This is a genomic window from Micromonospora sp. C31, from assembly GCF_018070575.1.
Taxonomy (GTDB): Bacteria; Actinomycetota; Actinomycetes; order Mycobacteriales; family Micromonosporaceae; genus Micromonospora.
Genome location: NZ_JAGPXN010000005.1, coordinates 232,952 through 257,215 on the forward strand (window position 1 = coordinate 232,952; position 24,264 = coordinate 257,215).

22 protein-coding genes and 1 pseudogene are annotated in these 24,264 nt (G+C 72.8%); 10 read left to right on the plus strand and 13 right to left on the minus strand.

Annotated features, from left to right (window positions below):
• Window positions 1–218: 218 nt before the first annotated feature.
• Window positions 219–1,271 (minus strand): ribosome small subunit-dependent GTPase A, encoded by a 1,053-nt coding sequence (rsgA, locus tag KBX06_RS09860; RefSeq protein ID WP_210834124.1) that lies wholly within the window; start codon window positions 1,269–1,271, stop codon window positions 219–221.
• A 171-nt stretch (window positions 1,272–1,442) separates the two neighbouring features.
• Between rsgA and KBX06_RS09865 the strand changes: the two genes are divergently transcribed.
• Window positions 1,443–2,159, plus strand: coding sequence for a maleylpyruvate isomerase family mycothiol-dependent enzyme (locus KBX06_RS09865; protein WP_210834126.1), 717 nt, complete (start codon window positions 1,443–1,445; stop codon window positions 2,157–2,159).
• Window positions 2,160–2,167: 8 nt separating this feature from the next.
• Window positions 2,168–2,821, plus strand: a complete 654-nt coding sequence (locus KBX06_RS09870) for an MBL fold metallo-hydrolase (RefSeq protein WP_210834128.1) — start codon at window positions 2,168–2,170, stop codon at window positions 2,819–2,821.
• Between the two features lie 124 nt (window positions 2,822–2,945).
• Here KBX06_RS09870 and KBX06_RS09875 read toward each other — a convergent pair whose 3' ends face one another.
• On the minus strand, window positions 2,946–3,557 hold the full coding sequence (locus tag KBX06_RS09875) for a DedA family protein (RefSeq protein WP_210834130.1): 612 nt from the start codon (window positions 3,555–3,557) through the stop codon (window positions 2,946–2,948).
• Between the two features lie 96 nt (window positions 3,558–3,653).
• The gene (locus KBX06_RS09880; RefSeq protein WP_374225600.1) at window positions 3,654–4,337 is read right to left on the minus strand and encodes a methyltransferase; all 684 of its coding nucleotides are present in this window, start codon (window positions 4,335–4,337) and stop codon (window positions 3,654–3,656) included.
• A 185-nt stretch (window positions 4,338–4,522) separates the two neighbouring features.
• On the opposite strand from KBX06_RS09880, the gene KBX06_RS09885 reads away from it, so the two are divergent.
• Entirely contained in the window at window positions 4,523–4,726 is a 204-nt protein-coding gene (locus tag KBX06_RS09885) for a cold-shock protein (RefSeq protein WP_088961229.1), read from the plus strand.
• 343 nt (window positions 4,727–5,069) lie between these two features.
• On the opposite strand, the gene KBX06_RS09890 is transcribed toward KBX06_RS09885, so the two are convergent.
• The 3 genes from KBX06_RS09890 to KBX06_RS09900 form a co-directional block, all read right to left on the minus strand.
• Window positions 5,070–5,978, minus strand: coding sequence for a hypothetical protein (locus KBX06_RS09890; RefSeq protein ID WP_210834134.1), 909 nt, complete (start codon window positions 5,976–5,978; stop codon window positions 5,070–5,072).
• 162 nt (window positions 5,979–6,140) lie between these two features.
• Window positions 6,141–7,820, minus strand: coding sequence for a CocE/NonD family hydrolase (locus KBX06_RS09895; protein ID WP_210834210.1), 1,680 nt, complete (start codon window positions 7,818–7,820; stop codon window positions 6,141–6,143).
• A gap of 4 nt (window positions 7,821–7,824) precedes the next feature.
• Window positions 7,825–8,340: a MarR family winged helix-turn-helix transcriptional regulator gene (locus KBX06_RS09900; RefSeq protein WP_210834209.1), complete on the minus strand. Its 516-nt coding sequence runs from the start codon at window positions 8,338–8,340 to the stop codon at window positions 7,825–7,827.
• Window positions 8,341–8,509: 169 nt separating this feature from the next.
• Between KBX06_RS09900 and KBX06_RS09905 the strand changes: the two genes are divergently transcribed.
• Window positions 8,510–10,648: an efflux RND transporter permease subunit gene (locus KBX06_RS09905; protein ID WP_210834136.1), complete on the plus strand. Its 2,139-nt coding sequence runs from the start codon at window positions 8,510–8,512 to the stop codon at window positions 10,646–10,648.
• 52 nt (window positions 10,649–10,700) lie between these two features.
• Here KBX06_RS09905 and KBX06_RS09910 read toward each other — a convergent pair.
• Window positions 10,701–10,949, minus strand: a pseudogene (locus tag KBX06_RS09910) (DedA family protein); the annotation flags it as partial.
• A gap of 134 nt (window positions 10,950–11,083) precedes the next feature.
• On the opposite strand from KBX06_RS09910, the gene typA reads away from it, so the two are divergent.
• Window positions 11,084–12,952 carry a translational GTPase TypA gene (gene typA / locus KBX06_RS09915; RefSeq protein ID WP_210834144.1) on the plus strand — a complete coding sequence of 623 codons (1,869 nt, stop codon included), beginning with the start codon at window positions 11,084–11,086 and terminating at the stop codon, window positions 12,950–12,952.
• Window positions 12,953–13,124: 172 nt separating this feature from the next.
• Here typA and KBX06_RS09920 read toward each other — a convergent pair whose 3' ends face one another.
• Entirely contained in the window at window positions 13,125–13,790 is a 666-nt protein-coding gene (locus KBX06_RS09920) for a class I SAM-dependent methyltransferase (RefSeq protein ID WP_210834146.1), read from the minus strand.
• Window positions 13,791–13,855: 65 nt separating this feature from the next.
• Here KBX06_RS09920 and KBX06_RS09925 point away from each other — a divergent pair, with 65 nt between their 5' ends.
• Complete coding sequence (locus KBX06_RS09925) at window positions 13,856–14,713, plus strand: serine hydrolase (protein ID WP_210834148.1); 858 nt, start codon at window positions 13,856–13,858, stop codon at window positions 14,711–14,713.
• Window positions 14,714–14,722: 9 nt separating this feature from the next.
• Here the strand turns inward: KBX06_RS09925 and KBX06_RS09930 are convergent, their stop codons facing one another.
• Window positions 14,723–15,529 carry a tyrosine-protein phosphatase gene (locus KBX06_RS09930; protein ID WP_210834150.1) on the minus strand — a complete coding sequence of 269 codons (807 nt, stop codon included), beginning with the start codon at window positions 15,527–15,529 and terminating at the stop codon, window positions 14,723–14,725.
• A 124-nt stretch (window positions 15,530–15,653) separates the two neighbouring features.
• Between KBX06_RS09930 and KBX06_RS09935 the strand changes: the two genes are divergently transcribed.
• Window positions 15,654–16,751, plus strand: a complete 1,098-nt coding sequence (locus KBX06_RS09935; protein ID WP_210834152.1) for a mandelate racemase/muconate lactonizing enzyme family protein — start codon at window positions 15,654–15,656, stop codon at window positions 16,749–16,751.
• Between the two features lie 58 nt (window positions 16,752–16,809).
• Window positions 16,810–17,727 carry an NlpC/P60 family protein gene (locus KBX06_RS09940; RefSeq protein WP_210834154.1) on the plus strand — a complete coding sequence of 306 codons (918 nt, stop codon included), beginning with the start codon at window positions 16,810–16,812 and terminating at the stop codon, window positions 17,725–17,727.
• A 101-nt stretch (window positions 17,728–17,828) separates the two neighbouring features.
• Here KBX06_RS09940 and KBX06_RS09945 read toward each other — a convergent pair whose 3' ends face one another.
• Window positions 17,829–18,830: a TerC family protein gene (locus KBX06_RS09945; RefSeq protein WP_210834156.1), complete on the minus strand. Its 1,002-nt coding sequence runs from the start codon at window positions 18,828–18,830 to the stop codon at window positions 17,829–17,831.
• Window positions 18,831–19,241: 411 nt separating this feature from the next.
• On the opposite strand from KBX06_RS09945, the gene KBX06_RS09950 reads away from it, so the two are divergent.
• Together KBX06_RS09950 and KBX06_RS09955 are read left to right on the plus strand one after the other, a co-directional pair.
• Window positions 19,242–19,535 (plus strand): antibiotic biosynthesis monooxygenase, encoded by a 294-nt coding sequence (locus KBX06_RS09950; protein ID WP_210834158.1) that lies wholly within the window; start codon window positions 19,242–19,244, stop codon window positions 19,533–19,535.
• Window positions 19,536–19,700: 165 nt separating this feature from the next.
• Window positions 19,701–19,961 carry a hypothetical protein gene (locus KBX06_RS09955; protein ID WP_210834165.1) on the plus strand — a complete coding sequence of 87 codons (261 nt, stop codon included), beginning with the start codon at window positions 19,701–19,703 and terminating at the stop codon, window positions 19,959–19,961.
• A gap of 196 nt (window positions 19,962–20,157) precedes the next feature.
• Here the strand turns inward: KBX06_RS09955 and KBX06_RS09960 are convergent, their stop codons facing one another.
• The 3 genes from KBX06_RS09960 to uvrB form a co-directional block, all read right to left on the minus strand.
• The gene (locus KBX06_RS09960) at window positions 20,158–20,496 is read right to left on the minus strand and encodes an SH3 domain-containing protein (RefSeq protein WP_210834166.1); all 339 of its coding nucleotides are present in this window, start codon (window positions 20,494–20,496) and stop codon (window positions 20,158–20,160) included.
• Between the two features lie 433 nt (window positions 20,497–20,929).
• Entirely contained in the window at window positions 20,930–21,841 is a 912-nt protein-coding gene (locus KBX06_RS09965) for a helix-turn-helix transcriptional regulator (protein WP_210834167.1), read from the minus strand.
• A 117-nt stretch (window positions 21,842–21,958) separates the two neighbouring features.
• Window positions 21,959–24,067, minus strand: coding sequence for an excinuclease ABC subunit UvrB (gene uvrB, locus KBX06_RS09970; RefSeq protein WP_210834168.1), 2,109 nt, complete (start codon window positions 24,065–24,067; stop codon window positions 21,959–21,961).
• Window positions 24,068–24,264 lie beyond the last annotated feature (197 nt).

Genomic DNA, 24,264 nt, shown 5'->3' on the forward strand with positions numbered 1-24,264 from the left:
AGCGGTTGTCTGAATGGTTGTGGGCGCGCAGAAAGGCGCCTCGGCAACTCTAGCCCCGAGGTACGACAACTTCCCTCGCCGGCACGTTCCCCCAGCTCAGCCCGGTCCGCCGAGCCCGGAGAGACGAGGCGGGACGCAGCGCCGAGGAAGCCGGGCCGTCGCGCCCGAGGAAACGGGCGGGACCGGTCGTCGACCGGTCCCGCCCGTCCGTACGCCCGTCAGGGGCGGGCGGCCCGCCGCCGGCCCGCGCGCCAGCCACCGCGCCGCTGCGCGGCGAGCCGGACCTCCCGCCGGCGGCTCTCGTACGCCACCTCCCGCTGGAGCCTGCGCCAGCTCTCCCAGCGCCGCGTCGGCAGCTCGCCGTTCTCCAGCGCCTCGCGCACCGCGCAGGCGGGCTCCCCGTCGTGCCCGCAGTCGGCGTACCGGCAGCCCGTGGCCAGCTCGGCGATGTCCGCGAACGCCCGGTCCAGCCCCGCCGAACCGTCCAGCAGACCGACCGCCCGCACCCCCGGGGTGTCCAGCACGGCACCGCCGCCCGGCACCGGCAGCAGCGCCCGCCAGGTGGTGGTGTGCCGGCCCTTGCCGTCGACGCGCCGGATCGTCTGGGTCGGCATCAGCGCCGCCCCGGCCAGCGCGTTGACCAGGCTCGACTTGCCGGCCCCGGACGGCCCGAGCAGGCCGAGCGTGCGGCCGGGGGCCACCTCGGCGCGCAGCGGGTCGAGCCCGGTGCCGTGCTCGGCGCTGACGGCCAGCACCGGCACCCCCGGGGCGACCCCGGCGAGCTGGCGCGCGACGGCCTGCGGGTCGGCCGCCAGGTCGGCCTTGGTGAGCACGACCAGCGGCCGGGCGCCGGACTCGTGCGCCAGGGAGAGCAGCCGTTCGATCCGGCCGACGTCCGGCTCGGGGTGCACGGGCTCCACCACGGCGGCGGCGTCGAGGTTGGCGGCCAGCACCTGCCCACTGGCGTCCTTGCCGGCGGTCCGCCGGACGAGGGCGGTACGCCTCGGCAGCACCGCCTCCACCGTGACGTTGCGGTCGGGCCAGGTGCCCAGCAGCACCCAGTCGCCCGCGCAGGGCAGCCGGGTCAGGTCGCGGGCGGCGGCGGCCAGGACCGCCCCGCCCAGGGTGGCGCGGACCGGGCCGTCCGCGCAGAGCACGGTGCAGACCCCGCGGTCCACCCGGGCCACCCGGCCCGGCCGGCGACCGCCACGTCGTGGTACGAGTGCCGCCCGGTCGGTGTCCCAGCCGAGGGCGGTCAGGTCGATGGTCATGGCATCCTCATCGGTGTCGGAGCGGTTGACGCACGCGTGCTGCTACCGGCATGGTCACCACCTCCCCCGCCGTCCCGGTGCCGCGTTCCACGCCGACGGTAGGACGCCCCGCGACGCGCCGAAAGCGATTTCCCCGGCGACGCGCGGCCGCCCGGCCGATAGGGTCGGTGGGTGACCATGGATCCGCTTCTGCTGACGGGCGAGGTGGACGTGGCCACGGGCCGCCTGCTGCGGACCGCGGCCGCCTTCGACGGCGCCGACCTCGCCGCCACGTCGCTGCTGCCGGGCTGGAGCCGGGGGCACGTCCTGGCCCATCTGGCCCGCAACGCCGACGGCTTCGTCAACCTGCTCGCCGCGGCGCGCACCGGCGAGCCGATCCCGATGTACGCCTCCGCGGCGGTCCGCGACGCCGACATCGAGGCCGGTGCGCCCCGCCCGCCCGACGCCCACCTCGACGACCTGCGCCGCTCGGCCGACCGGTTCGCCGAGGCCGTCGCCGCGATGCCGGTCGAGGCGTGGGCGGCCACCGTCCAGACGCGGCGCGGCCCCTGGCCGGCGGCCATGCTGGTCTGGGGCCGGCTGCGCGAGATCGAGGTGCACCACGTGGACCTCGACGCCGGCTACCGGCCGGCCGACTGGCCCGAGGCGTTCGGCCACCGGCTGCTGCACGAGGTGGCCGGCGACCTCACGGGCCGGGCGGACGTACCGCCGATGGTGTTGCGCTTCGACGGCAGCCGACACGAACTTGTCGTCGGCGACCGGGCCACCGCCCCCACGGTCACCGGCGCGGCCCCCGAACTCGCCGCGTGGCTGATCGGCCGCAGCCCCGGCACCGTGCTGACCGTCACCCCCGACGGCCCCCTGCCGCAACCACCGGAATGGATATAGACGACCTCATGACCTACAGCGGAGACGTCACGCCCGGCGGCACGCCGGCCGTACGCGAGCTCGACCGGCTCATCATCACCAAGGTGTCGGTGGGCCCGATGGACAACAACGCCTACCTGCTGCGCTGTCGGGCGACCGGCGAGCAGGTGCTGATCGACGCCGCCAACGAGGCGCCCCGGCTGCTCGAGCTGGTGGGCGACGCCGGGCTGGCCACGGTGGTGACCACCCACCAGCACATGGACCACTGGGTGGCGCTCGAGGAGGTGGTCGCCAAGACGGGCGCCCGCCCGCTGGTGCACACCGACGACGCCGCCGGGCTGCCGATCGAGGCCGAGACGCTCGCCGAGGGCGACACCGTGCCGGTGGGCGAGTGCGCGCTGGAGGTGATCCACGTCAAGGGCCACACCCCCGGCTCGATCGTGCTGCTCTACCGCGACCCGGCGGGGACGCCGCACCTGTTCACCGGCGACAGTCTGTTTCCGGGCGGGGTCGGCAACACCGACGAGGATCCGGCACGGTTCTCCGCGCTCATCGACGACGTCGAGCACAAGCTCTTCGACCGGCTGCCCGACGAGACCTGGTTCTACCCGGGTCACGGCAAGGACGGCACGCTCGGCGCGGAACGCCCCGCACTGCCCCAGTGGCGGGCCCGGGGCTGGTGAACCTCAGCGGGGCCGGGCGCTGATCGCGCCCGGCCCCGCTCCCCCCGTCGGCTCCCGCTCCCCCGTCGGCTCCCGCGGCCTCCGGCGGTGACCGCCCCCCCGCCGGCCCGCGCCGGGCGCCGGATCAGGCTCCGGTGACGACCCGCAGCCGGCGCCGCGTGCCCATCAGCACCGCGCCCGCCAGCAGCAGGCCGACCACCATGGTGACCAGCATCGGGCTGGACTCCCCCGGCAGCAGCCCGGCCAACGACCGCGAGGCGGTGCCCAGCACCAGGTAGAGACCGGCCCAGGCCGCCGCGCCGAGCGTCGCGCAGCCGAGGAAGCGCGGGTACGACATCCGCAGCCCGCCCGCGGCCAGCGGCAGTAGCGCGTTGAACACCGGCAGGAAGGGCGCGACCAGCACCATCCGGCCGCCCCCACGCTCGAGGATCCCCTCCGCCGCCGCCCAGCGCGCCTCGCCGATCCAGTCGCCGACGCGGCTGCGCCGCAGCCGGTCGCCGTACCGACGGCCGGCCAGGAAGCTCAGCGACCAGCCGGCCAGGCAGCCGGCCACCACCACGGTGAACGTGGCGACCCCGGTGGCAGGTCCGCCGACCCCCGTCGCGGCGAGGATCGCCACGTCGCCGGGAACCAGCACCCCGAACAGCGGTACGGCGTCGAAGAACATCACCACCCCGAGCACCCCCATGAGCAGGGTGGTGGGGAGCTCTCCGAGCTGGGTCAGCCAATCCGCCATGCCCCGTACGCTATGACCGCCCGGCCACCCGCGGCATCGGGCCTGATCCCCCAACGCCCCCTGGTGTCGGGCTCGGGGTCGACCCTGAGAACCGGGTCACCGGGGGCGCAGCACCTGCACCCGGCGCACGGGCGAGTCCACCGAGGGCTCGGTCGTCGGCACGGGGTAGCTCGCCACCGCCGTCAGCAGACCCGGTGGCAGGTGGCCCCGCCCGGGGTCGCCGACCAGCACCTCGGCACCCGCGGCGGCGGCCCGCCGCAGGAAGGGCAGCACCCGCGCCGCCATCGTCGCGTCGTAGAGCACGTCCCCGGCCAGCAGCAGGTCGGTCCCGTCGGGGTCGGAGTCGAGCAGGTCGCCGCCGGTGGCCACGACCGTCACGTGGTTGGCGCGGGCGTTGACGGTGACCGCCGCGACCGCGTAGGGGTCGATGTCGTTGGCGACCACCCGCTCGGCGCCGGCGAGCGCGGCGGCGATCGCCACCAGGCCGGAGCCGGCGGCGAGGTCGAGCACCCGGCGGCCGGCGGCGAGGTCCGGATGGTCCAGCAGGTGACGGGCGAGGGCCTGCCCCCCGGCCCAGACCGAGGCCCAGTACGGCGGGGGCAGGGCGTGCCCCGCGTGCGCCTCCATCCGGGCCCACCAGACGATGGCGTCCTCGGCCAGGTGCAGCCGGACCTCCGGGACGAACGGGATCCGCACCAGCCGGAGCCGGTCCAGCCCGTCGCCGGAAGCGTCGATCTCCTGCTCCAGCTCGGTCAGCGCGTCGGCTGTGGTACCCCTCATCGGGGCAAGCATGCCCCAGCCGACCGGGCGTCGCCCGGCTTTCACGTCGCCGCGCCGAGAGTTCACCACACCGCCTGCGGCACTTCGGCCAGCAAATCCCGGCGCGGCCAGTTACTCTCGGGGGAGTACCGGGCGATCATCGGTCGAAGACCGAGGTTCACCCGCTTTGGAACAGGGAGAGATGCATGGCAACCGGCACGGTTAAGTGGTTCAACTCGGAAAAGGGCTTCGGCTTCATCGAGCAGGATGGCGGAGGGCCGGACGTGTTCGTCCACTACTCGGCCATCGCGTCGAGCGGTTACCGGGAGCTGAACGAGGGCCAGAAGGTCGAGTTCGAGGTGACCCAGGGTCAGAAGGGTCCGCAGGCGGACAACGTCCGTCCGCTGTAGATCCCGTGCCGGTGGCGGCGGCCGGCAGCCGGCCGCCGCCGCAGCGCGTTTTCAGGGCCGCTCCGGCGCGACGGGCATGTCCCGTCGCCGCCGTGGCGGCCCGATCAGCACAATCACCGAAGTGGGCGCGACCAGCCCGACGTTGTGGGCCGCCCGGGGGGGCGACGTCCGGGCGTCGAAGGCCAACTGCGACCAGCGGACGCCGCGGATGACCGGGCGCCACCGCGGTCCCGGGCGACGGTGGTCGCGCAACGATTGTCGCGCGACCACCGTCGCTTAGCTTCGGGGTCGCCGCGCACCCGGCCCGGGCGTGACCGTGCGCGCCGGCCCGGCGGACGCGGGGTCAGGCCGCCAGGCGGCGGGCCAGTTCGTCGGTGACCTGCTGGGCGATGGTGGGCGGGATGGCCTGCGCGATCTGCTCCGGCGTCAGGCCGGCGAGCACGCCGGCGACGATAGCCTGCTCGTCGCTGAAGTCGCCGTCGGCCAGGGCCGTGACCTGGTTGACCAGGGCCGGGTAACTTCGCGCCATCGCGAGTATGAGTGTCAACGGCGACTGCTCCAACGGAGGGCTGACCAGCCCCGGCGTCCCCACGGGCGAGATCAGCCAGTTGCGCAGGTTCGCCAGGTCGGCGAGGACCTGGCCGACGGTACGGGTGGTCACGTCGGTCTTGTAGACGAGTTGGTCGGTCTGTTCCATGGTGGACTCCTCTGGGGGTGTGGCGATCAGTCCGATGGTGGTCAGGTAGCGGCGGAACAGCGGGGTCTGGTCCCGGTTGGCCTTGGTCGAGTCGCGGAAGAAGCTGAAGTGGGTGTGCCACAGGTGGGAGTTGTCGCCGGTGGTCCGCCTGCCCAGGCGGTCCCACCGACGGACGACCCTGCCGTCCGGGGAGTAGATGATCTCCCGGATGTCGCGGCTGTCCGAGCTGCCCGCGGCGCACTGCCCGGCGAACCAGGTGGAGAAGCTACGAAGATCGTGCGCCCGTCCTCCGACGCTGACCGTGAACCAGCCGACGTCGAGTGCGGAGGCATCGAGCGTGAGGCCGGACGAGTCCCGGACCGACTCGACGACGGAGTAGTCCCGGATCACCACCCGGTCGGAGCCGCAGTGGTAGCCGCCCCGGTGGGCCGGGTCGCCGACGATGCCGACCTCGGCGGGTTCGAGGTCCTGGTCGCGGGAGTTGTCGGGGTCGGTGTCGAGGTGATCGAGCAGCAGGCGGCGGACCGCCAACAGGTTTTGCGGTGCCCTCGTCATGGGGCTCCCCTTTACGGGTGGTCGAGGCCGGGCACGCCAGTGACACCGCGTAGGCGGTGTGGAAGCCTCACACGCAGGCCCGGCCGAGTGCTGCACAGCGTCGGGCATTGGCCCAACCATAGCCCCATCGATTGATGAACGCCCAGCTCAGAGCAGGTTTTTTCAGCAGGGAGAAAGCCGCGACGCGGGCGGCATGGTCGGCAGGACCACTGCGGACGGACACAGTGGGTCGTGCAGGATCTCCCGCCACCCGGCACGCAGGGTGACCGCCGAACCGAGAGGTTCGCCGGTGCCGGGGTTGCGCGCGTAGCGGGGATGGGCGCCGCCGGAGACCTGCACCCGCAGCCGGTGCCCCGGCGCGAACCGGTGCGCGGTGGGCCAGAGTTCCACGGGTACGCGCACCACGCCCGTCGCGTCGGCGGTGAACCGGCCGGGCGCGACCCGGACCAGCCCGTCGCAGACGTTCCAGGACCGGCCCCGTCGGTCCACGTCGCACAGTCGCACGAAGACGTCCACGTGGGACAGCTCACTACGCAGGTGGATCTCGGCGCGTACCGGGCCGATCACCTCGACGGGCGCGTCGAGCGGGGCGCTGGTGAAGGTGAGCACGTCGGGGCGGGCCTCGACCGGGCGGTTGTCCACGGGGCCCGCGCGCTGGGCGACGAGCAGCGGGCCGCCGAGCGAGGGCGTCGGGTCGGCCGGGTCGTAGTGGAAGCGGTCCGGCTCCGACGGCACCGACCCGGCGGTGCTCAGCCCGCCCGCCGGGTGCAGGTGCCACCGGGTCGGCACCGCCGGGGGCGGCCAGTCGGGCAGGTCCCGCCAGCCGCCACCGGCGCCGCCGACGTGCACCCGGACGGGCGCGGTCGCACCGGCCCCGGCCGGCGTCGGCGGGTTCCGCCCGGCCAGGTAGGCGTCGAGGTGGTCCAACCCGTGGCGCAGCGCGGCGACGAAGAGCCCGGGGCTGCCGTGGGTCCACGGCCCGACCGTCAGCCGGGGACGGGCGCCGGCCGCGCGCAGCGCCGCGAAGTCGCGCAGCTGGGCCGGCAGGAAGATGTCGTGCCAGCCGCTGACCATCGCCACCGGCGCGTGCACCTCGGCGATCCGGTCGCCGAAGACCCGCGCCCGCCAGTAGTCGGCGTCCGGGGTGTGGTGGCGCAGCCACTCCTGGAAGAACGGCACGGTGACACCGGTGGCCACCCGGTCCGCCTCGGCCAGCGGCAGGTGGGCCAGGGCCGCGACCAGCCGGGGCTGGCCACGCTTGAGTTCCCACTGCCGGGCCAACCACGGCACGGTCTGCGCCTGGAGCAGCTCGGCCCAGGTGAGCACGGTGTCCAGGGCGAAGGACTCCCCGGCGTACGTCGAGTCGCGGGTGCCCGAGGCGGTCACCACCGCGACCATCGCGCGCAGTTCCTCGCCGGCGTCGGCGGCGAGGGCCCACTGCACGAAACCCTGGTAGCTGGCGCCGAACATGCCGAACGCGCCGGACCACCAGGGCTGGCGGCGCAGCCAGTCGAGGGTGTCGAGGCCGTCCTCGCGTTCGTGCACGAGCGGGGCGAAGGTGCCGCCGGAGCCGAACGTGCCGCGGCAGGACTGGATCACCACGTGGAAGCCGCGTTCGGCGGCGAGCCGCCCGAGCAGTCGCATGGGACCGCCCCGCCCGTACGGGGTGCGGATCAGCACGGTCGGCACGCCGGGCAGCTCCGGGGCGTAGTGGTCGGTGCGCAGCGGCACGCCGTCGCGGACCCGCACCGGGATGCCCCGGGTGAGGGTGACCCGACGGGTGCGCGCCGGCGGCAACCGCAACGCGGCGGTCGCGAGGCGGGTCGCCAGCCGGTCGAGCACGACGTCAGCCGTTCGCGCGCCGGGCCGGCTCGTCACGGGCGGCACGTACCGCGTCGCGGTGCTCCGCCATCGAGGTGGTCATCGCGGTCATGAACCGGTGCACCACCTCCAGTTCGTCGTCGCTGAAGCCGGCCATCACGTCGTCGGTACGCCGGCCGAGGGGTCGGAAGAAGTCCATGGCGAGCGCGGCGCCCCGCTCGGCGTAGTGCAGGAAGACCTTGCGGCGGTCGGCGGTGTCGCGGTCGCGGCGGATGTGTCCCGCGCGCTCCAACCGGTCGATCAGCGCGGTGACCGAGCCGGACGACAGGTTGAGCTGCTCGCCGAGGCGGCCGGGGGTGATCGGCCGGCCGATCAGTTCGGCGTCCATCACCGCGATGAGCGCCTGGAGGTCGGTGGCGTTGAGCCCGTGCAGGTTGGCGAAGGCGTGCCCGATGTGCTGCGCGTCGACCGAGTAGCGCCGGAGCTCCGTGCCGATCTCGGCGACCAGCCGTTCGCGGCGCGTGTCGCGCCGCCGGTACATGCCGTGACCTGCCACGTCGGTCGCCGCCTCCTGCCGTCCGCTTCCGGTTGCAGCATAACTCAGGAGTCGTTAATCTCGTTTGTCAAGATACTTGGCGTTCGGCACTTTGCGTCGTCCGCGAGGGTCCTGAGCGTCGAAGCAGATCCGTCGAGACCGTGAAGGGCATCCGATGTCAGTGTTCACCCGCGCGGCGCGCGGACGGCTCGCCGCGTGGCTCACCGTGGTCGCCGCGATCGTCTTCGGGGCGGTCGTCTTCGCACTGCCAAAGCCCGACAACCCGGCGCCCGTCTCGTCCACCGGCCTCTCCGTCCAGTGGCAGTCGACCCAGGTCGAGCGCCTCCAGGACCAGCTACCCTCCCGCGACGTCCAGCCGGCGATCGTCGTCGTCAGCCGCGCCGACCGGGCGGCCCTCACCGAAGCCGACCGCGCGGCCCTCACCGACCAGTCGGGTGACCTCGGCCAGTTCGCCGTCGGCGGACGCGTCAGCCCGCCGCGGGTCTCCCCCGACGGCACCGTCGCGCTCGTCGCCGTGCCGCTGTCGACCGCCGGCGGGCAGGAGGCGGTCGCCAGCCGGATCGACCAGCTCCGCGCGTCCCTGGACGACGCCCCGGACGGGCTGAACGTGGAGGTGACCGGCGGGCCCGCGTTCGCCACCGACCTGACGAAGGTCTTCGCCGGCGCCGACACCACGCTGCTCGCCGTCACCGCCGGCGTCGTGGCGCTGCTGCTGCTCATCACCTACCGCAGCCCGTTCCTGTGGATCGTGCCGCTCGTCGTCGTCGCGGCGACGGAGCAGCTCACGCTGCGCGCCCTCGACACGGTCGTCCCGGCCTTCGGCATCAACCTGCCCGGCGGCGCCGTCACCGGCATCGCCAGCGTCCTCGTCTTCGGCGCCGCCACCAACTACGCGCTGCTGCTCATCGCCCGCTACCGCGAGGAGCTGCGCCGCGAGGAGGACCGATTCGTGGCCATGCGCGCCGCCCTGCGTCGCGTCGCCGAGCCCATCCTCGCCAGCGGATCCACCGTCGTGCTCGGCGTACTCACCCTGCTGCTGTCGGAGCAGGAGCTCAACCGCGCCCTCGCCGTGGCCTGCGCGACGGGCGTCGTACTCGCCATGCTCTCGGCGCTGTTCGTCCTCCCGGCGGCTCTGCTGATCTTCGGGCGCGGCCTGTTCTGGCCGTTCGTGCCCCGCGTCGGCGGAGAGATCCGCGAGGGCCGGCTGTGGGGCCGGCTCGGTGCCGCCGTCGAGCGCCGTCCCGCGCCGGTCGCGCTGCTCGCGACGCTGCTGCTCGCCGGGCTCGCCCTCGGCGGGCTCGGCATCCGCACCGGGCTGTCGGAGACCGAGCAGTTCCGGATCAAACCGGAGGCCGTCGCCGGCGCGGAGACCCTCGCGCGGTCCTTCCCCGCCGGCACGACCCAGCCGGTCGCCGTGCTCACCACCCCATCGGCGGTACGGGCCGTCACGGACACCGCCGCCGGGATCCCCGGTGTCGCCTCCGCGCGGCCCGGCGAGGCGGGCGCCCAGGTCGCCCAGGTCGACGTCGTGCTGGAGGCCGAGCCCGGCACCGAAGCCGCGAACCGGGCCGTCGAGGCGCTGCGGGACGCCCTCGCGGCGGTCCCCGACTCCGCCCCGCCCGCGGTCGAGGGCGCACCCGCGTCCGACGGCGCGGTGGTGGGCGGCGCCGTCGCCGCCACCTACGACGAGAACGAGGCCAACGGCCGGGACCTGCGACTGATCCTGCCGATCATCCTGCTGCTCGTCGGCGCGGTGCTGGTGCTGCTCCTGCGCGGCCTGGTCGCTCCCGTGCTGCTGGTGCTCACGGTGATCGCGTCGTTCTTCGCCAGCATCGGCGCGTCGTGGCTGCTCTTCGACCACGTGCTCGACATGCCGGCGCTCGACAGCGGTGTCCTGCTGCTGGCCTTCGTGTTCCTGGTGGCGCTCGGTGTGGACTACAACATCTTCCTCGTCACCCGGGCCCGGGAGGACGCCCGGCGCAGCGGCACCCGCGCCGGCATGCTCTCGGCCCTACGGGTCACCGGCGGCGTCATCACCAGCGCCGGCATCCTGCTCGCCGCGGTCTTCGCCGTCCTCGGCGTCCTGCCGCTGATCCTGCTGACCCAGATCGGGGTCATCGTCTGCCTCGGCGTCCTGCTGGACACCCTGCTCGTCCGGACGGTCCTGGTGCCGGCGCTGACGTTCACGCTCGGCGACCGCTTCTGGTGGCCGGGGCGGGTGAAACGCGAGCCCGCCGGGGACGGGGACGACGATGCGCCGCCGGGACGCGAGCCGGTCACCACCCGGGACTGACCGACCCCTCGCCGGCGGCGGGGGCGGTGGCGTCGCAGCCACGGCCCCCGCCGGGCCCGTGCCGCCGGCCCACCCGGTACGCCAGTGTGTCGCCGATCACCGCTGCAACGATCATCACCAGCAGCGCCGGTACGAGCCGCGGCGTCCCCGCGTACGCTAGGAAGCCGACCAGCAGCAGGGTCGCCTCGCCCGGCACCAGCAGACCGAAGATCACTGCGGTCTCCCCCGCGACGATCATCGCGGCGATCACCTGGATCAGCAGGGGCGGCAGGCCCTGCGGCGAGGTCAGCAGGTCGTGCATCGGGCTCCCGTTCCCACGGGGTCCGCATGCCAGGCGCTGAAACGGTCGGAACATCAGTTTCGGCAGAGATCCGGGTCATTCGCGGGGAGACCCCGACGCGTGCCCCGGCAACCGCAGACAGGAGTATGGAGGGTATGCAGCTTCGCACCGACCTCCGCAACGTCGCCATCATCGCCCACGTCGACCACGGCAAGACGACCCTGGTCGACGCCATGTTGCGGCAGGCCGGCGCCTACGGCGCCCGCGGCGAGGACACCGAGCGGGTCATGGACTCGATGGACCTCGAACGGGAAAAGGGCATCACCATCCTGGCCAAGAACACCGGCGTGCGGTACCTGCCGGCTGACGGCTCCGACCCGGTGACCATCAACATCATCGACACCCCCGGCCACGCCGACTTCGGCGGCGAGGTCGAACGCGGCCTGACCATGGTCGACGGTGTGGTGCTGCTGGTGGACGCCAGCGAGGGCCCCCTGCCGCAGACCCGGTTCGTGCTCCGCAAGGCGCTCAAGGCACGCATGCCGATCATCCTGGTGATCAACAAGGTGGACCGTCCCGACGCCCGGATCAAGGAGGTCGTGGACGACACCTACGAACTCTTCCTCGACCTGGACGCCGACGAGGAGCAGATCGACTTCCCGATCGTCTACGCCTGCGCCCGCGACGGCATCGCCTCGCTGACCCAGCCCGCCGACGGCGCGGTCCCCGACGACAGCACCAGCCTGGAGCCCCTGTTCCGCACCCTGCTGGACACCATCCCGCCGCCCGCGTACGAGGAGGAGGCGCCGCTGCAGGCGCACGTCACCAACCTCGACGCCTCCCCGTTCCTCGGCCGGCTGGCGCTGTGCCGGGTGCGGCAGGGCACCATCAACAAAGGCCAGACGGTGGCCTGGTGCCGCACCGACGGCAGCACCCAGCGGGTCCGCATCTCCGAGCTGCTGATGACCGAGGGCCTGGAGCGAAAGCCGGCGGACTCGGCGGGCCCCGGCGACATCATCGCCGTCGCCGGCATCCCCGAGATCATGATCGGTGAGACCCTGGCCGACGCGGAGGACCCGCGCCCCCTGCCGCTGATCACCGTCGACGAGCCGGCCATCTCGATGACCATCGGCACCAACACCTCGCCGCTGGTCGGCCGGGTCAAGGGCGCCAAGGTCACCGCCCGGATGGTCAAGGACCGGCTCGACAAGGAACTGGTCGGCAACGTGTCGCTGCGGGTGCTGCCCACCGAGCGCCCCGACGCGTGGGAGGTGCAGGGCCGCGGCGAGCTGGCGCTGGCCATCCTGGTCGAGCAGATGCGCCGCGAGTCCTTCGAGCTGACCGTCGGCAAGCCGCAGGTCGTCACCAAGGAGATCGACGGCAAGACCTGCGAGCCGGTCGAGCGGCTCACCATCGACGCCCCGGAGGAGTACCTCGGCGCGATCACCCAGCTGCTGGCGACCCGCAAGGGCCGGATGGAGCAACTGGTCAACCACGGCACCGGCTGGATCCGGATGGAGTGGCTGGTCCCGGCCCGGGGCCTGATCGGCTTCCGCACCGAGTTCCTCACCGACACCCGGGGCACCGGCATCCTGCACCACGTCTTCGAGTCGTACGAGCCGTGGTTCGGTGAGCTGCGCACCCGCAACAACGGTTCCCTCGTCGCCGACCGGGCCGGCGCCGTCACGTCGTTCGCGATGATCAACCTTCAGGAGCGCGGCCAGCTCTTCGTCGAGCCGACCACCGAGGTGTACGAGGGCATGATCGTCGGGGAGAACTCCCGTTCCGACGACATGGACGTCAACATCACCAAGGAGAAGAAGCTCACCAACATGCGCGCGTCGACCTCCGACGAGACCGAGAAGCTGATCCCGCCGCGCAAGCTGTCGCTGGAGCAGGCGCTCGAGTTCTGCCGCGAGGACGAGTGCGTCGAGGTGACCCCGGCCGCCGTCCGGATCCGCAAGGTGGTGCTCGACCAGACCACCCGTGGCCGGGCCGCCGCCCGCCGCAAGCACGCCGGCTGACGTACGACGGCAGCCGCCCCGGAGCCCGGACCGCCCCGCGCGGTCCGGGCTCCGCCCGTCACGGCCCCGCCCGGTGGGGTGGGCGCTGCACCGTCGCCGCCCCGGACCACGTCAGGCGGGGCGGCGCGGGCGTCAGGCCGGGAGCGCGGGCGTCAGGCAGCCGGCGCGGGCGTCAGGCGGGGCGGGTGGCGAGGAAGGCGAACAGGTCGGGCACCGGACCGGAACCGGCCTCGGCCGTGCGGACCAGGGTCAGACCGGCGTCGGTGACCGCGTTGAGCAGGTCGGCCAGCGGGACGTGCCACGCGCCGACGCGCACCCGCACCCCGTGCGGCGCCCAGGCCCGGAAGCTGCGCTCCCGCTCGGCGTAGCCGCCGTCGACCACGATCCGATCCGGGGCCGAGCGGTCGGCGAACGCCCCGACGAAGCACGGGTGGACTCCCACGTGCACGAACCGCCCACCGGGCGCGAGCACCCGCGCGACCTCGGCGATCACCGCCGCGTAGTCGGGCACGTCGGTATGGGCCAGCACGCACGCCACCGCCGGCACCGAGGCGTCGGCCACCGGCAGCGCCGCCGCGTCGGCGCGGGCCACCGGCAGTCGCGGCCCGGCGTGCCGCAGCTGCCCGGCGGACAGGTCGACCCCGACCGGCTCCCAGCCCAGCCGGCGCAGCTCCGCCGCCTGGAGCCCGGTGCCGCAGCACAGGTCGAGGCAGCGGCCGGGGCCGGGGCCGAGCAGGTCGCCGAGCCGGGCGCGGACCCGGGTCATGTAGTCGCTGGAGGTGTCGGTGGCGAACGCCTCGTACCAGTCGGCGTGCGCGTCGTAGGCGGCAACCGTCATCCCCGCACGGTACGACCGATCGCCCCGGCCCGCCGCCCCGTCGGCGATCCGCTACGGTCAGCCGCATGACCTGGGACGAGCTCGACGCCCACCTGGACGAGGTGCCCGGCACCGTGTCGGCGTACGTGGGCCGGGTCGGCGCCGCCCCCACCTGGACCCGGCACGCCGACGCGACCCACTACGCCGCCAGCACCATGAAGGCGGCCGTGCTCGTCGCGCTGCACCGCGCCGCCGAGGCCGGCACCCTCGACCTCGACGTCCCCGTACCGGTGCGCAACGAGTTCGACTCGGCGCTGCCCGGCGTGCCCCGGTTCTCCTGCGCCCGGCACTACGACAACGACGAGGCCGTCTGGGGGCGCATCGGCGCCGGCGAGCCGCTGCGCTGGCTCGCCCACCGGATGATCGTCCGCTCCAGCAACCTCGCCACCAACCTCGTCATCGACCACGTCGGACTGCCGGCCGTGGCGCGGGTGTGGGACCTCACCGGGGCCCGGCACAGCGTCACCGGCCGGGGCATCGAGGACTTCGCGGCCCGCGAGGCGGGCGTCACCAACCTGGTCACCGCCGCCGACCTGGCCGCGCTGCTCGGTGCGCTGGCCGCCGGCGTGGACACCCCGGGCGCGCTCGCCTCGCCCGCCGGCTGCGCCGCCATGCTCGACGTGCTGTGCGCCCAGGAACACCGCGACGACCTGGCCGCCGGGCTGCCCGAAGGCACCCGCATCGCGCACAAGAACGGCTGGGTGCGCGGCGTGCGGCACGGCGCCGGGGTGGTCTTCCCCGACGACGCGCCGCCGTACGCCGTCGTCGTCTGCACCACCGCCGACCTCGCCGACGGCAACCCCACCGGCGAGGAGGACGACGACGCCTGCCGGCTGATCGCCCGGGTGTCCGCCGTGGCCTGGGACGCCCGCCGCGACCTGTGAGCTGACGGCTCAGTCCAGCAACTGCGCCCGCAGCGCCTCCACCACGTCGTCGGTCACCCCGAGCCCGTCGCGCAGGTACGCCCCGAACGACCCGTGCACGCGACGCACCTCCGCGTACGCGGCGTCCAGGTACTCCTCGCGCACCTCCAGCACGGGGCGCACCGCCTCGACGTCCAGCCCCGGCATCCGGCGCCGCATCGCCTCCAGGAGCACCTCCCGCAGGCTCTCGGTCAGCCGGTTGTTCGCCAGGTAGTCCGCCCGGATCGCACCCTCGTCCACGCCGAGCGCGCTGAGCAGCAACACCGTCAACCAGCCGGTCCGGTCCTTGCCCGCCGAGCAGTGGTAGACCAGCGGCAGGTTCTCCGCCTGCGCCGCCAGCCGCACCGCCGCACCGAAGCTCGCCCGCGCCGACTCCCCGCTGACGAACCAGCGGTAGATCGCCGCCATCGCCGCCGGTGTGCCCTGCTGCGCCAGCGCCGCGTACGCGTCCAGGTCGTGCCCGAGCAGCACCGCCGAGACGTACGTGAAGACGGGGTGCTCGGCGTCGTGCACCGGCAGGTGCACCACCCGCGGTTCGCCGGTCAGTCGATCCGGCGGGGCGACCGCCGTCTCCGAGTGGTCACGCAGGTCGACCACGCAGGCCGGGCCGAGCTTGGCCAGCACCGGCAGGTCCTCGTCGGTCAGCCGACCCAGCGCCGGGGTGCGGATCAGCGCTCCGGTACGCACCCTACGGCCGTGGGCGCCGACCAGGCCGCCGAGATCGCGCGCGTTCGGCGCGCCCACCAGTTTCCAGTCCCGTCCGAGCCGCTCGCTCATGCCGGCCCTCCGCTGCGCTCCGTGCCGCCATGAGGCACCACCGCCCTGCACCCGATGATTCGCCCACTCCGCTCGCTCATGCCGGCCTCCCCTTCGCCTGCCCGTGTCCGTATAGGGTGCCGCAATGACGATCGCCGCGGTACGCACCCATCGGCTCTCGGCCCCCTTACACACGCCGTTCGTCACCGCGCTGCGCCGCACCACCACGGTGGAGACCCTGGTGGTGGAGGTGATCGACGCCGACGGCCGGTCCGGCTACGGCGAGGCTCCGCAGGTGTGGCAGGTGACCGGGGCGTCGGTCGCCGGTTCCGAGGCGTGCGTCCGCGATCTGATCGGCCCGGCGCTCACCGGGCGCGGGGCCGACGACCTGGTGGCCCGCTGCACGCAGGTGCAACGGGCGGTCGTCGGCAACGAGGCGGCCAAGGCTGCCGTCGACGTCGCGCTGCACGACCTGGCGGCGCGGCGGCTCGGCGTACCGCTGGTGCGGCTGCTCGGGGGCACCGCCCTGCGGGTGCCCACGGACGTCACGCTCGCCGCGGGCGACGCAGTGGACCTGGCGGCGGCGGCCCGGCAGCGGCGGACGGAGGGCTTCGGCGTGCTCAAGCTGAAGGTGGGCACCGACGCGGCGGGCGACCTGGAACGGGTCCGCGCGGTGCGCTCCGCCGTCGGCGACGGGGTCCGCATCCGGCTCGACGCCAACCAGGGCTGGACCCCGCGCGAGGCGGTCCGGGTCATCCGTGGCATCGAGGACGCCGGGCTGGACGTCGAGCTGGTCGAGCAGCCGGTCCCCCGCTGGGATCTGGACGGGCTGGCCTGGGTCAGCGACCGGGTGAACGTGCCGATCCTCGCCGACGAGTCGGTCTTCGGCGTCCGCGACCTGATCGAGGTGATCCGCCGCCGGGCCGCCGACATGGTCAACGTCAAGCTCGCCAAGTGTGGCGGCCTGTACCCGGCCCGGACCCTGCTCGACCTGGCCGCCGCGCACGGCCTCGGCACCGTCGTCGGCTCGATGATGGAGACCCAGGTCGGTATCGGCGCCGCCGCGAGCCTGGCCGGCGCCTACGGCACGACCGCCGTGGCAGACCTGGACGCCGCCTGGTGGCTGGCCTGGTCGCCGGTGCGCGGCGGCCTGCGGTACGACGGCGCGACCGTCGTGCTGCCGGACGCGCCCGGTCTCGGCATCAGCTCCGTGACTGAAGTAAACATGCAAACTCGTAGTTGATGGTTGTCGAAAACTTTCATATGGTCGCGGGAACATTCGGCGCGAGCTGGGGGTGGACGTGGAGCTGCAACCGGGCCGGGAGGCCGTGGTCCGGGTCGCGGTCGCGACCCTCTGGAGCTGCCCCGAGGCGGTACGAGCCGTCGACGCTCCCGCCCTGGCCGGGCGCACCGACATCGCGGCCTGGATCTCCGGCATGGACACCGACCAGCAGGTCGGCGACTGTGTCCTGAGCCAACTGCTGCTCGGCGAGCGGGTGCTGGTCACCGAACTGCGTCCGGACGGCTGGGCCCACGTGGTGGCGGTCGAGCAGCCGGCTCCCCGGCTGCACCCGCGCGGCTATCCCGGCTGGCTGCCCACCGAGCAGCTCACCCCCGTGGCCGCCGACACCGACGCCGCCCCGCTCGTCGTCGACGCGACCGTCACCGCGCTGCGCGACGCACCCGGCGGCGCCGAGGTGCTTCCCGGAGTGGTGCTGGGCACCCGACTGTCCCCGGCCGGGCCGGCCGTCGACGGCTGGCAACCCGTGCACGCCCCGGGGCACGCCGCACCGCTCTGGCTGCCCGACGGCGACGCGGTGCCGGTGCCCACCACACCCCCGTCCGCCGAGGAGGTGCTGGCCGTCGCCCAGCGGCTGGTCCACGTCGTCTACATCTGGGGTGGGGTGTCGGCGTACGGCATCGACTGCTCCGGCCTGGTCCACCTGGCCTGGCGGCGGCTCGGCGTGCTGCTGCCGCGCGACGCCAGCGACCAGGCCACGGCGACCAGCCCGGTGCCGCTGGGCGCGGAACGCCCCGGTGACCTCTACTTCTTCGCCCGGCCGGGGCGCGGGATCCACCACATCGGCATCGTCACCGCCGACCCACGCCCGGGTGACGACCGGCGGATGCTGCACGCCTGCTACCTGCGGCGCCGGGTGCTGGAGGAGCGGCTGCCCGACGACCGCACCGCCACCCTGGTCGGTGTGCACCGGGTCTGACCGGGACCGTTCGACGGCGCGGTCGCACGTGCCGGCCGCGCGCGACACGAGGAGGGGCGCCCCCGGCCGGGAGCGCCCCTCCTCGTCGTTTCGCGTACGCCTCAGCGGCGGGCGTCGACCAGGATCCGCCGCCGGTCGCGGGAGGACTTGACCAGGCTGGCCGCGGTGGCGACCGCGAGAGTGCCGAGGATGATCGTCAACGAGAGCCAGATCGGGATGTGCGGGGCCCACGAGACGTGCTCGCCGTCGTTGATGAACGGCAGCTTGTTGTCGGCGAGGGCCTCCAGCACCAGCTTGACACCGATGAAGCCGAGCACCACGGCCAGGCCGTAGCTGAGGTAGATCAGGCGGCTGAGCAGCCCGCCGAGCAGGAAGTAGAGCTGCCGCAGGCCCATCAGCGCGAAGACGTTGGCGGTGAAGACCAGGTACGGCTCCTGCGTGATGCCGAAGATCGCCGGAATCGAGTCGAGCGCGAAGATCAGGTCGGTGGTGCCGATGGCGATCATGACGATCAGCATCGGGGTGAAGATCCGCCTGCCCTTCGTCGTGTGGGTCGTCAGCCTGGCACCGTCGTACTCCCGGGAGATCGGCAGGGCCCGGCGGCTCCACCGGATCAGCACGTTCTCGGAGAACTCGTCCTCGTCGGGCTCGCCCTGCCGGGCGAGGTTGACCGCCGTGTAGATCAGGAACGCGCCGAAGATGTAGAACACGAAGGAGAACTGCGAGATCAGCGCCGCGCCGGCCGCGATGAAGCCGCCGCGCATGACCAGCGCCAGCACGATGCCGATGAGCAGCACCTTCTGCTGGTACTGCCGGGGCACCCCGAACCGGGCCATGATGATCACGAAGACGAACAGGTTGTCGACCGAGAGGCTGTACTCGGTCAGCCAGCCGGTGTAGAACTGCCCGGCCGCGCTCGCTCCGGAGGTCAGCCAGAGGCCGGCGCCGAAGATCAGGGCCAGGGCGACGTAGAAGCCGACCCAGAGGCTCGACTCACGCACACTGGGCTCGTGCGGCCGCCGACCGACGATCAGCAGATCCACGAGCAGGATCCCGGTCAGGACGACGAGCGTCCCAGCCCAGACAAGTCCGGACACGTCCAAGGTTCATTCCTCCGGCAGACACGCAACGACGGGCACACCGTACGCCCCTGTCCGGGCTCGGTGTGCCGACGGCGCTGACACTGGTGACTGTCGGAGGTCTCTTCCGTCGCCGTCCCCGAGGGGGCGGCGACCGACGGGCCGGGTCGCGCATCCGAGATGGGCGCTCGACCGTGCTGACGACTCCGTCGCGGGGGAATACTCCCCTCCTCGCCCGTCATTCTTGCCCACCGCCGCCAGTGGCCGCAGCCCGGGCAGCCGGTGTCCTTCCCCACTCGTGAGCATCGATCGCGAACTGTGTGCGGGGACACACCCCGCGTAAGGCGTCCTAGGAGGCTAGTGTTCCGGAGTCGGCGCGGCGGGAACAGACCCCCGCGACGCTCCGCCCGGGCGGCGGCGTGAAAGGCTTCCGGCATGGTGCTTGAGGTCGCGCTCATCGACGTACTACCGGGCCACGAGGACGAGTTCGCCGCCGCGTACGCCAAGGGGCATCCGGTGCTCGCCGGCACGCCCGGCTGCCGGTCGGTGCGGATGACCCGGGGCGTCGAGTCCCCGAGCCGGTTCGTGCTGCTGGTCGAGTGGGACTCGGTCGAGGCGCACAACGACAACTTCCGCGCCACCGAGCGCTTCGCCCAGTGGCGGGCGCTGATCGGCCCGCACTTCGCCAACCCGCCGCTGGTCGAGCACTTCCTGGACGTGCCGGCCTGAGCTGTCGTACCCCTGCCCTAGGGTGCGCCGTGCACGCGTCGGCCGCCGGTCCCGGCGGGCTCGGGGGCGCCGGGCCCGGCTGCCGCGCGGCGATGACCGCTGGCAGCCGGGCAAGAGGCCCGGTTGACTGGCCCCCATGACTCAACGGGTGGCCCTCGTGAGGGCGTGAGTCGGCGTATCGGCATCGGCGCGGCGGTCGCCCGCACCCTCGCCGCGGACGGCTGGCGGCTGTTGCTGACCGGGCTGCCGGAGTTCGACGGCGCCCAGCCCTACGGCGGTGATCCCGAGGGCGTGCCGGCCCTGCTGGGCGAGTTGGGCGACCCCGCACACGTCCGCGCCGACCTGCTCGACCCGGCGGCACCCGCCGACCTGGTCGGCGAGGCGCTGCGCTGGTACGGCCGGCTCGACAAGGCACCCCACCTGTGAGCCTGGCTCAGCCTGCGGCGAGCACCCGCGACAATTCGGCACAGCCCATCGCCTGGCGTAGGCGTTGCATGACGAAGGCCTACGGATTGCTGGGAGCGGATCCTTGTCGAAACCACTCCACAACCGGAGGCCTTCGTCATTCCGCGATCTCAAGCCGTGGCGTCATTCGAGCCCATCGACTGTCCGGGCGGCATTCCTAGCCGCAGCCGGCAACCGACGCGTCGCTGAGGTAATCCTCCGCCGCCCAGCCGTCGATGGAAGTGGGCCCGCCGTTGTTGTAGTGGATCCGAACCCAATGGTTGGTGGAATTCACGACATCGCCATAGACGTGGCACAGATAGGTGACCCAGTGGCCGGTGGGAACCCGCCCCACCAAGCCGCAGGAGAGGTGCGGGCCGGTACGCACCGCCAGGCCGGTCGTACCAGCGCCGATCACCTGCCCGCTCGTAAGCTCCTTGTCCACGTAACCGTGGTTGCAACTGGCGGACGCCGGTCCACCGCTCACCACGGCGATGCTGGTGGCGGCAGTGACCACGACCGCGACCTTCGCCAGGGTTGCCCTGCTGATTACAGACCTCATCTAGCCCCCGCTTCCTGTGGGTGCGCCGGTGTTTCCGGACACAAGAAACCTATGGCCTCCACAGGATCAGGTCAATATTGATTTTGACCGATTGATGCGGTATGGGTCGCTGGCGACGCCAGAAAGGATGGCTCCTCGCCCCGGCCACAGATCCACCGGCATTCCCGCTATCGCAGGCCCCTCTTGCCGGGAATCAGCAAGAAGCCTCAATGCCATGTCGAACCGGGCGCTGGTGAAGCCAGCCGATAACACCATCCCGCCATTTGGCAAGCGTCAGGCGAACCGAAACAATCTGCAGTTCCGACTCCACCGGTCGGCGCGACCACGGCCCATTCCACCGAATCAACTGCTCACGCCAGGCCTCAACGGGCGTTCTCCGGGAGTCATCTCAGCCGCCCTGCGGGGAGACAGCCCGGTCTGGCTCGTGGCGACCGTTGGCCGACTCGGCCGCGCGGTCTCGCAGCAGCGCCAGCGTCTCGTCACCGTCGAGGGCCACCGACGCCAGCCAGTCGCTCATCCGCTCGTAGCGGGCGACATCGGCCTCGGAGACCAACCGCAGGTCGGCGGTCAGCGTCTCCAGCATGACCGTACGCGGATCAGCCGGGTCGGGGAACACGTAGCTGGAGTAGCCCGTCAGCGGATGCAGCCCGGCGCGCGGCGCGGCGGCACAGGGCACCACCCGGACCGTCACGTGCGGCAGGTCCGCCAACGCGACCAGGTGCGCCACCTGTTCCCGCCACACCTCCGGCGACACGTCCGCCTGGCCACAGACCCGCTCGTCCAGCAGCGCGGTGTAGCGGGGCGGGTCGGCGCGGCGCAGCACGTCCTGACGCATCCGCCGGGCCCGGATGTCGGCCTCGACGTTGACCTCGGGGTACAGCAGCCGGCCGGCCTCGATGCGCTGGCGGGCGTACCCGGGCGACTGGAGCAGGCCGGGCACGACGGCCGGCTGGTACTCCACGATGCTCGCCGCCCCCGTCTCCAGCTCGGCGTAGGTGCGCTGCCGCTCGCCCATCTCCCCCAGCGCCTTCCACCAGCCCCGGCTGGTGGCGGCGTCGCGGGCGATGACGATGAGCGCGTCACGCTGCGGCGACGGCACCTCGTAGACGTCGAGCAGGTCGAGCACGTCGGCCAGGTCCGGCCGGCTCTGCCCCAGCTCGATGCGGGACAGCTTCGAGGTGGAGGCCCACCCCAGCCGGTCGCAGACCTGCTCCAGGGTCAGCGCCTCCCGCCGCCGCAGCTGGCGCAGCTCGGCGCCCAACCGGGCGCGACGAATGACCGGACTCGTTGGCAACGGCATCCCCAGCCTCCCCACCGAGGGAGAGTACGCAGGACGATCACTGAGCGCAATAGCCCGCTCGCACACCGCAACTGGTCCCCGGTCGCCCCGACGCGTCGCCCGGGCCCGCGCCGGGGATCACTTCACCCCGGCCGCGTCCATCCCGCGCAGCTCCTTCTTGAGGTCGGCGACCTCGTCGCGGATCCGGGCGGCCAGCTCGAACTGGAGCTCCCGGGCGGCGGCCAGCATCTGGTCGTTGAGCTCCTGGATGAGCTGGGCCAGTTCGGCGCGGGCCATCCCCTCCCGCGCGGGCCCGGCCCCGCCGGCCCGGCTGCGGCTGCGGGTCTCCTTGACCGGCGCCTTGCCCCGGGAGAGCTGCCGTACGGCCCCGCCGACCCGGCTGTTCTCGGTGTCCTCCGCCTCGCGGTAGATGTCGTCGAGAATGTCGTGGATCTTCTTGCGCAGCGGCTCGGGGCTGATGCCGTGCGCCTCGTTGTGCGCGATCTGCTTGTCGCGCCGCCGGTTGGTCTCCTCGATCGCCTGGGCCATCGACGGGGTGATCTTGTCGGCGTACATGTGGACCTGGCCGGAGACGTTGCGGGCCGCTCGGCCGATGGTCTGGATCAGCGATCGGCCGCTGCGCAGGAAGCCCTCCTTGTCGGCGTCGAGGATGGCGACCAGCGACACCTCGGGCAGATCGAGCCCCTCCCGGAGCAGATTGATGCCGACCAGTACGTCGTAGTCGCCCTTGCGCAGCTCCCGCAGCAGCTCCACCCGGCGCAGCGTGTCGACCTCGGAGTGCAGGTAGCGCACCCGGATGCCGTTCTCCAGGAGGTAGTCGGACAGGTCCTCGGCCATCTTCTTGGTCAGCGTGGTGACCAGCACCCGCTCGTCGCGCTCGGTGCGCAGCTTGATCTCGTGCATGAGGTCGTCGATCTGACCCTTGGTGGGTTTGATGACCACCTGTGGGTCGATCAGCCCGGTCGGCCGGATCACCTGCTCGACGAACTCGCCCTGGGACTGCTCCAGCTCCCACGGCCCCGGCGTGGCGGAGAGGAAGACCATCTGGCCGACCCGCTCCAGGAACTCGTCGAAGCGCAGCGGCCGGTTGTCGGCCGCGCTGGGCAGCCGGAAGCCGTGGTCGATCAGCATCCGCTTGCGCGACGCGTCGCCCTCGTACATGCCGCCGATCTGCGGGATGGTCACGTGCGACTCGTCGACGACCGTGAGGAAGTCGTCCGGGAAGTAGTCGAGCAGACAGTGCGGCGGGCTGCCCGGCAGTCGGCCGTCCATGTGCATCGAGTAGTTCTCGATGCCGGAGCAGAACCCGACCTGGCGCATCATCTCGATGTCGTAGGTGGTGCGCATCCGCAGCCGCTGCGCCTCCAGCAGCTTGCCCTGCCGCTCCAGCTCGGCCAGTCGCTCGGCCAGCTCGGCCTCGATGTCGCGGATCGCCCGCTCCATCCGCTCCGGCCCGGCCGCGTAGTGGGTGGCTGGGAAGATCACCAACCCGTCGACCTCCTTGACCACGTCGCCGGTCAGCGGGTTGAGGTAGTAGAGCTTCTCCACCTCGTCGCCGAAGAGCTCGATCCGGACGGCCAGCTCCTCGTAGGCCGGGATGATCTCCAGCGTGTCGCCGCGGACCCGGAAGGTGCCCCGGTTGAAGGCCATGTCGTTGCGCGTGTACTGGATGTCGACCAGCCGGCGCAGCAGTTGGTCACGGTCCAGTTCCTGCCCGACCGCGACCCGCACCGCGCGGTCGAGGTACTCCTCCGGCGTGCCCAGCCCGTAGATCGCCGAGACGGTGGCCACCACGATCACGTCGCGCCGGGTGAGCAGCGACATCGTCGCCGAGTGCCGCAGCCGTTCGACCTCCTCGTTGATCGAGGAGTCCTTCTCGATGTAGGTGTCGGTCTGCGGGATGTAGGCCTCGGGCTGGTAGTAGTCGTAGTAGGAGACGAAGTATTCGACGGCGTTGTGCGGCAGCAGCTCGCTGAACTCCTTGGCCAGCTGCGCACAGAGCGTCTTGTTGGGCGCGAGCACCAGCGTCGGGCGCTGCAACCGCTCGATCAGCCACGCGGTGGTGGCGCTCTTGCCGGTGCCGGTCGCGCCGAGCAGCACCGTGTTGCGGTCACCGCGTCGGACCCGACGCTCCAGGTCGTCGATGGCCGTCGGCTGGTCGCCGGCCGGCTGGAACTCGCTGACGACCTGGAAACGACCGTCGAGCCGGGGAATGTCGAGCGCCATGACCCCAACGGTACGCCGGGGGTCCGACACCGCGGCGCGACTACGTCCGGTCCGTGATCGGCTTCAATATTCGCATTGTGTGGCGCATCTCACCGGACTACGCTCTCCGTGTAGGCCGCTCGCGGCGGCCGACCGGGCAGGTGGCCAGGCCGTCACGGCCGGCCCGCCCCCGGCACAGGGGTCGCAGCACCCGGTAT

What these genes read in the sequence shown, in the direction of transcription:
- KBX06_RS09885 (WP_088961229.1), top strand. Translation starts at nt 4,523, where the DNA reads ATGGCAACCGGCACGGTTAAGTGGTTCAACTCGGAAAAGGGCTTCGGC.
- KBX06_RS09920 (WP_210834146.1), bottom strand. Translation starts at nt 13,790, where the DNA reads ATGACGGTTGCCGCCTACGACGCGCACGCCGACTGGTACGAGGCGTTC.
- uvrB (WP_210834168.1), bottom strand. Translation starts at nt 24,067, where the DNA reads ATGGCGCTCGACATTCCCCGGCTCGACGGTCGTTTCCAGGTCGTCAGC.
- rsgA (WP_210834124.1), bottom strand. Translation starts at nt 1,271, where the DNA reads ATGACCATCGACCTGACCGCCCTCGGCTGGGACACCGACCGGGCGGCA.
- KBX06_RS09935 (WP_210834152.1), top strand. Translation starts at nt 15,654, where the DNA reads ATGACGATCGCCGCGGTACGCACCCATCGGCTCTCGGCCCCCTTACAC.
- KBX06_RS09870 (WP_210834128.1), top strand. Translation starts at nt 2,168, where the DNA reads ATGACCTACAGCGGAGACGTCACGCCCGGCGGCACGCCGGCCGTACGC.
- typA (WP_210834144.1), top strand. Translation starts at nt 11,084, where the DNA reads ATGCAGCTTCGCACCGACCTCCGCAACGTCGCCATCATCGCCCACGTC.
- KBX06_RS09890 (WP_210834134.1), bottom strand. Translation starts at nt 5,978, where the DNA reads ATGACGAGGGCACCGCAAAACCTGTTGGCGGTCCGCCGCCTGCTGCTC.
- KBX06_RS09900 (WP_210834209.1), bottom strand. Translation starts at nt 8,340, where the DNA reads ATGTACCGGCGGCGCGACACGCGCCGCGAACGGCTGGTCGCCGAGATC.
- KBX06_RS09905 (WP_210834136.1), top strand. Translation starts at nt 8,510, where the DNA reads ATGTCAGTGTTCACCCGCGCGGCGCGCGGACGGCTCGCCGCGTGGCTC.
- KBX06_RS09875 (WP_210834130.1), bottom strand. Translation starts at nt 3,557, where the DNA reads ATGGCGGATTGGCTGACCCAGCTCGGAGAGCTCCCCACCACCCTGCTC.
- KBX06_RS09930 (WP_210834150.1), bottom strand. Translation starts at nt 15,529, where the DNA reads ATGAGCGAGCGGCTCGGACGGGACTGGAAACTGGTGGGCGCGCCGAAC.
- KBX06_RS09950 (WP_210834158.1), top strand. Translation starts at nt 19,242, where the DNA reads ATGGTGCTTGAGGTCGCGCTCATCGACGTACTACCGGGCCACGAGGAC.
- KBX06_RS09880 (WP_374225600.1), bottom strand. Translation starts at nt 4,337, where the DNA reads ATGAGGGGTACCACAGCCGACGCGCTGACCGAGCTGGAGCAGGAGATC.
- KBX06_RS09925 (WP_210834148.1), top strand. Translation starts at nt 13,856, where the DNA reads ATGACCTGGGACGAGCTCGACGCCCACCTGGACGAGGTGCCCGGCACC.
- KBX06_RS09965 (WP_210834167.1), bottom strand. Translation starts at nt 21,841, where the DNA reads ATGCCGTTGCCAACGAGTCCGGTCATTCGTCGCGCCCGGTTGGGCGCC.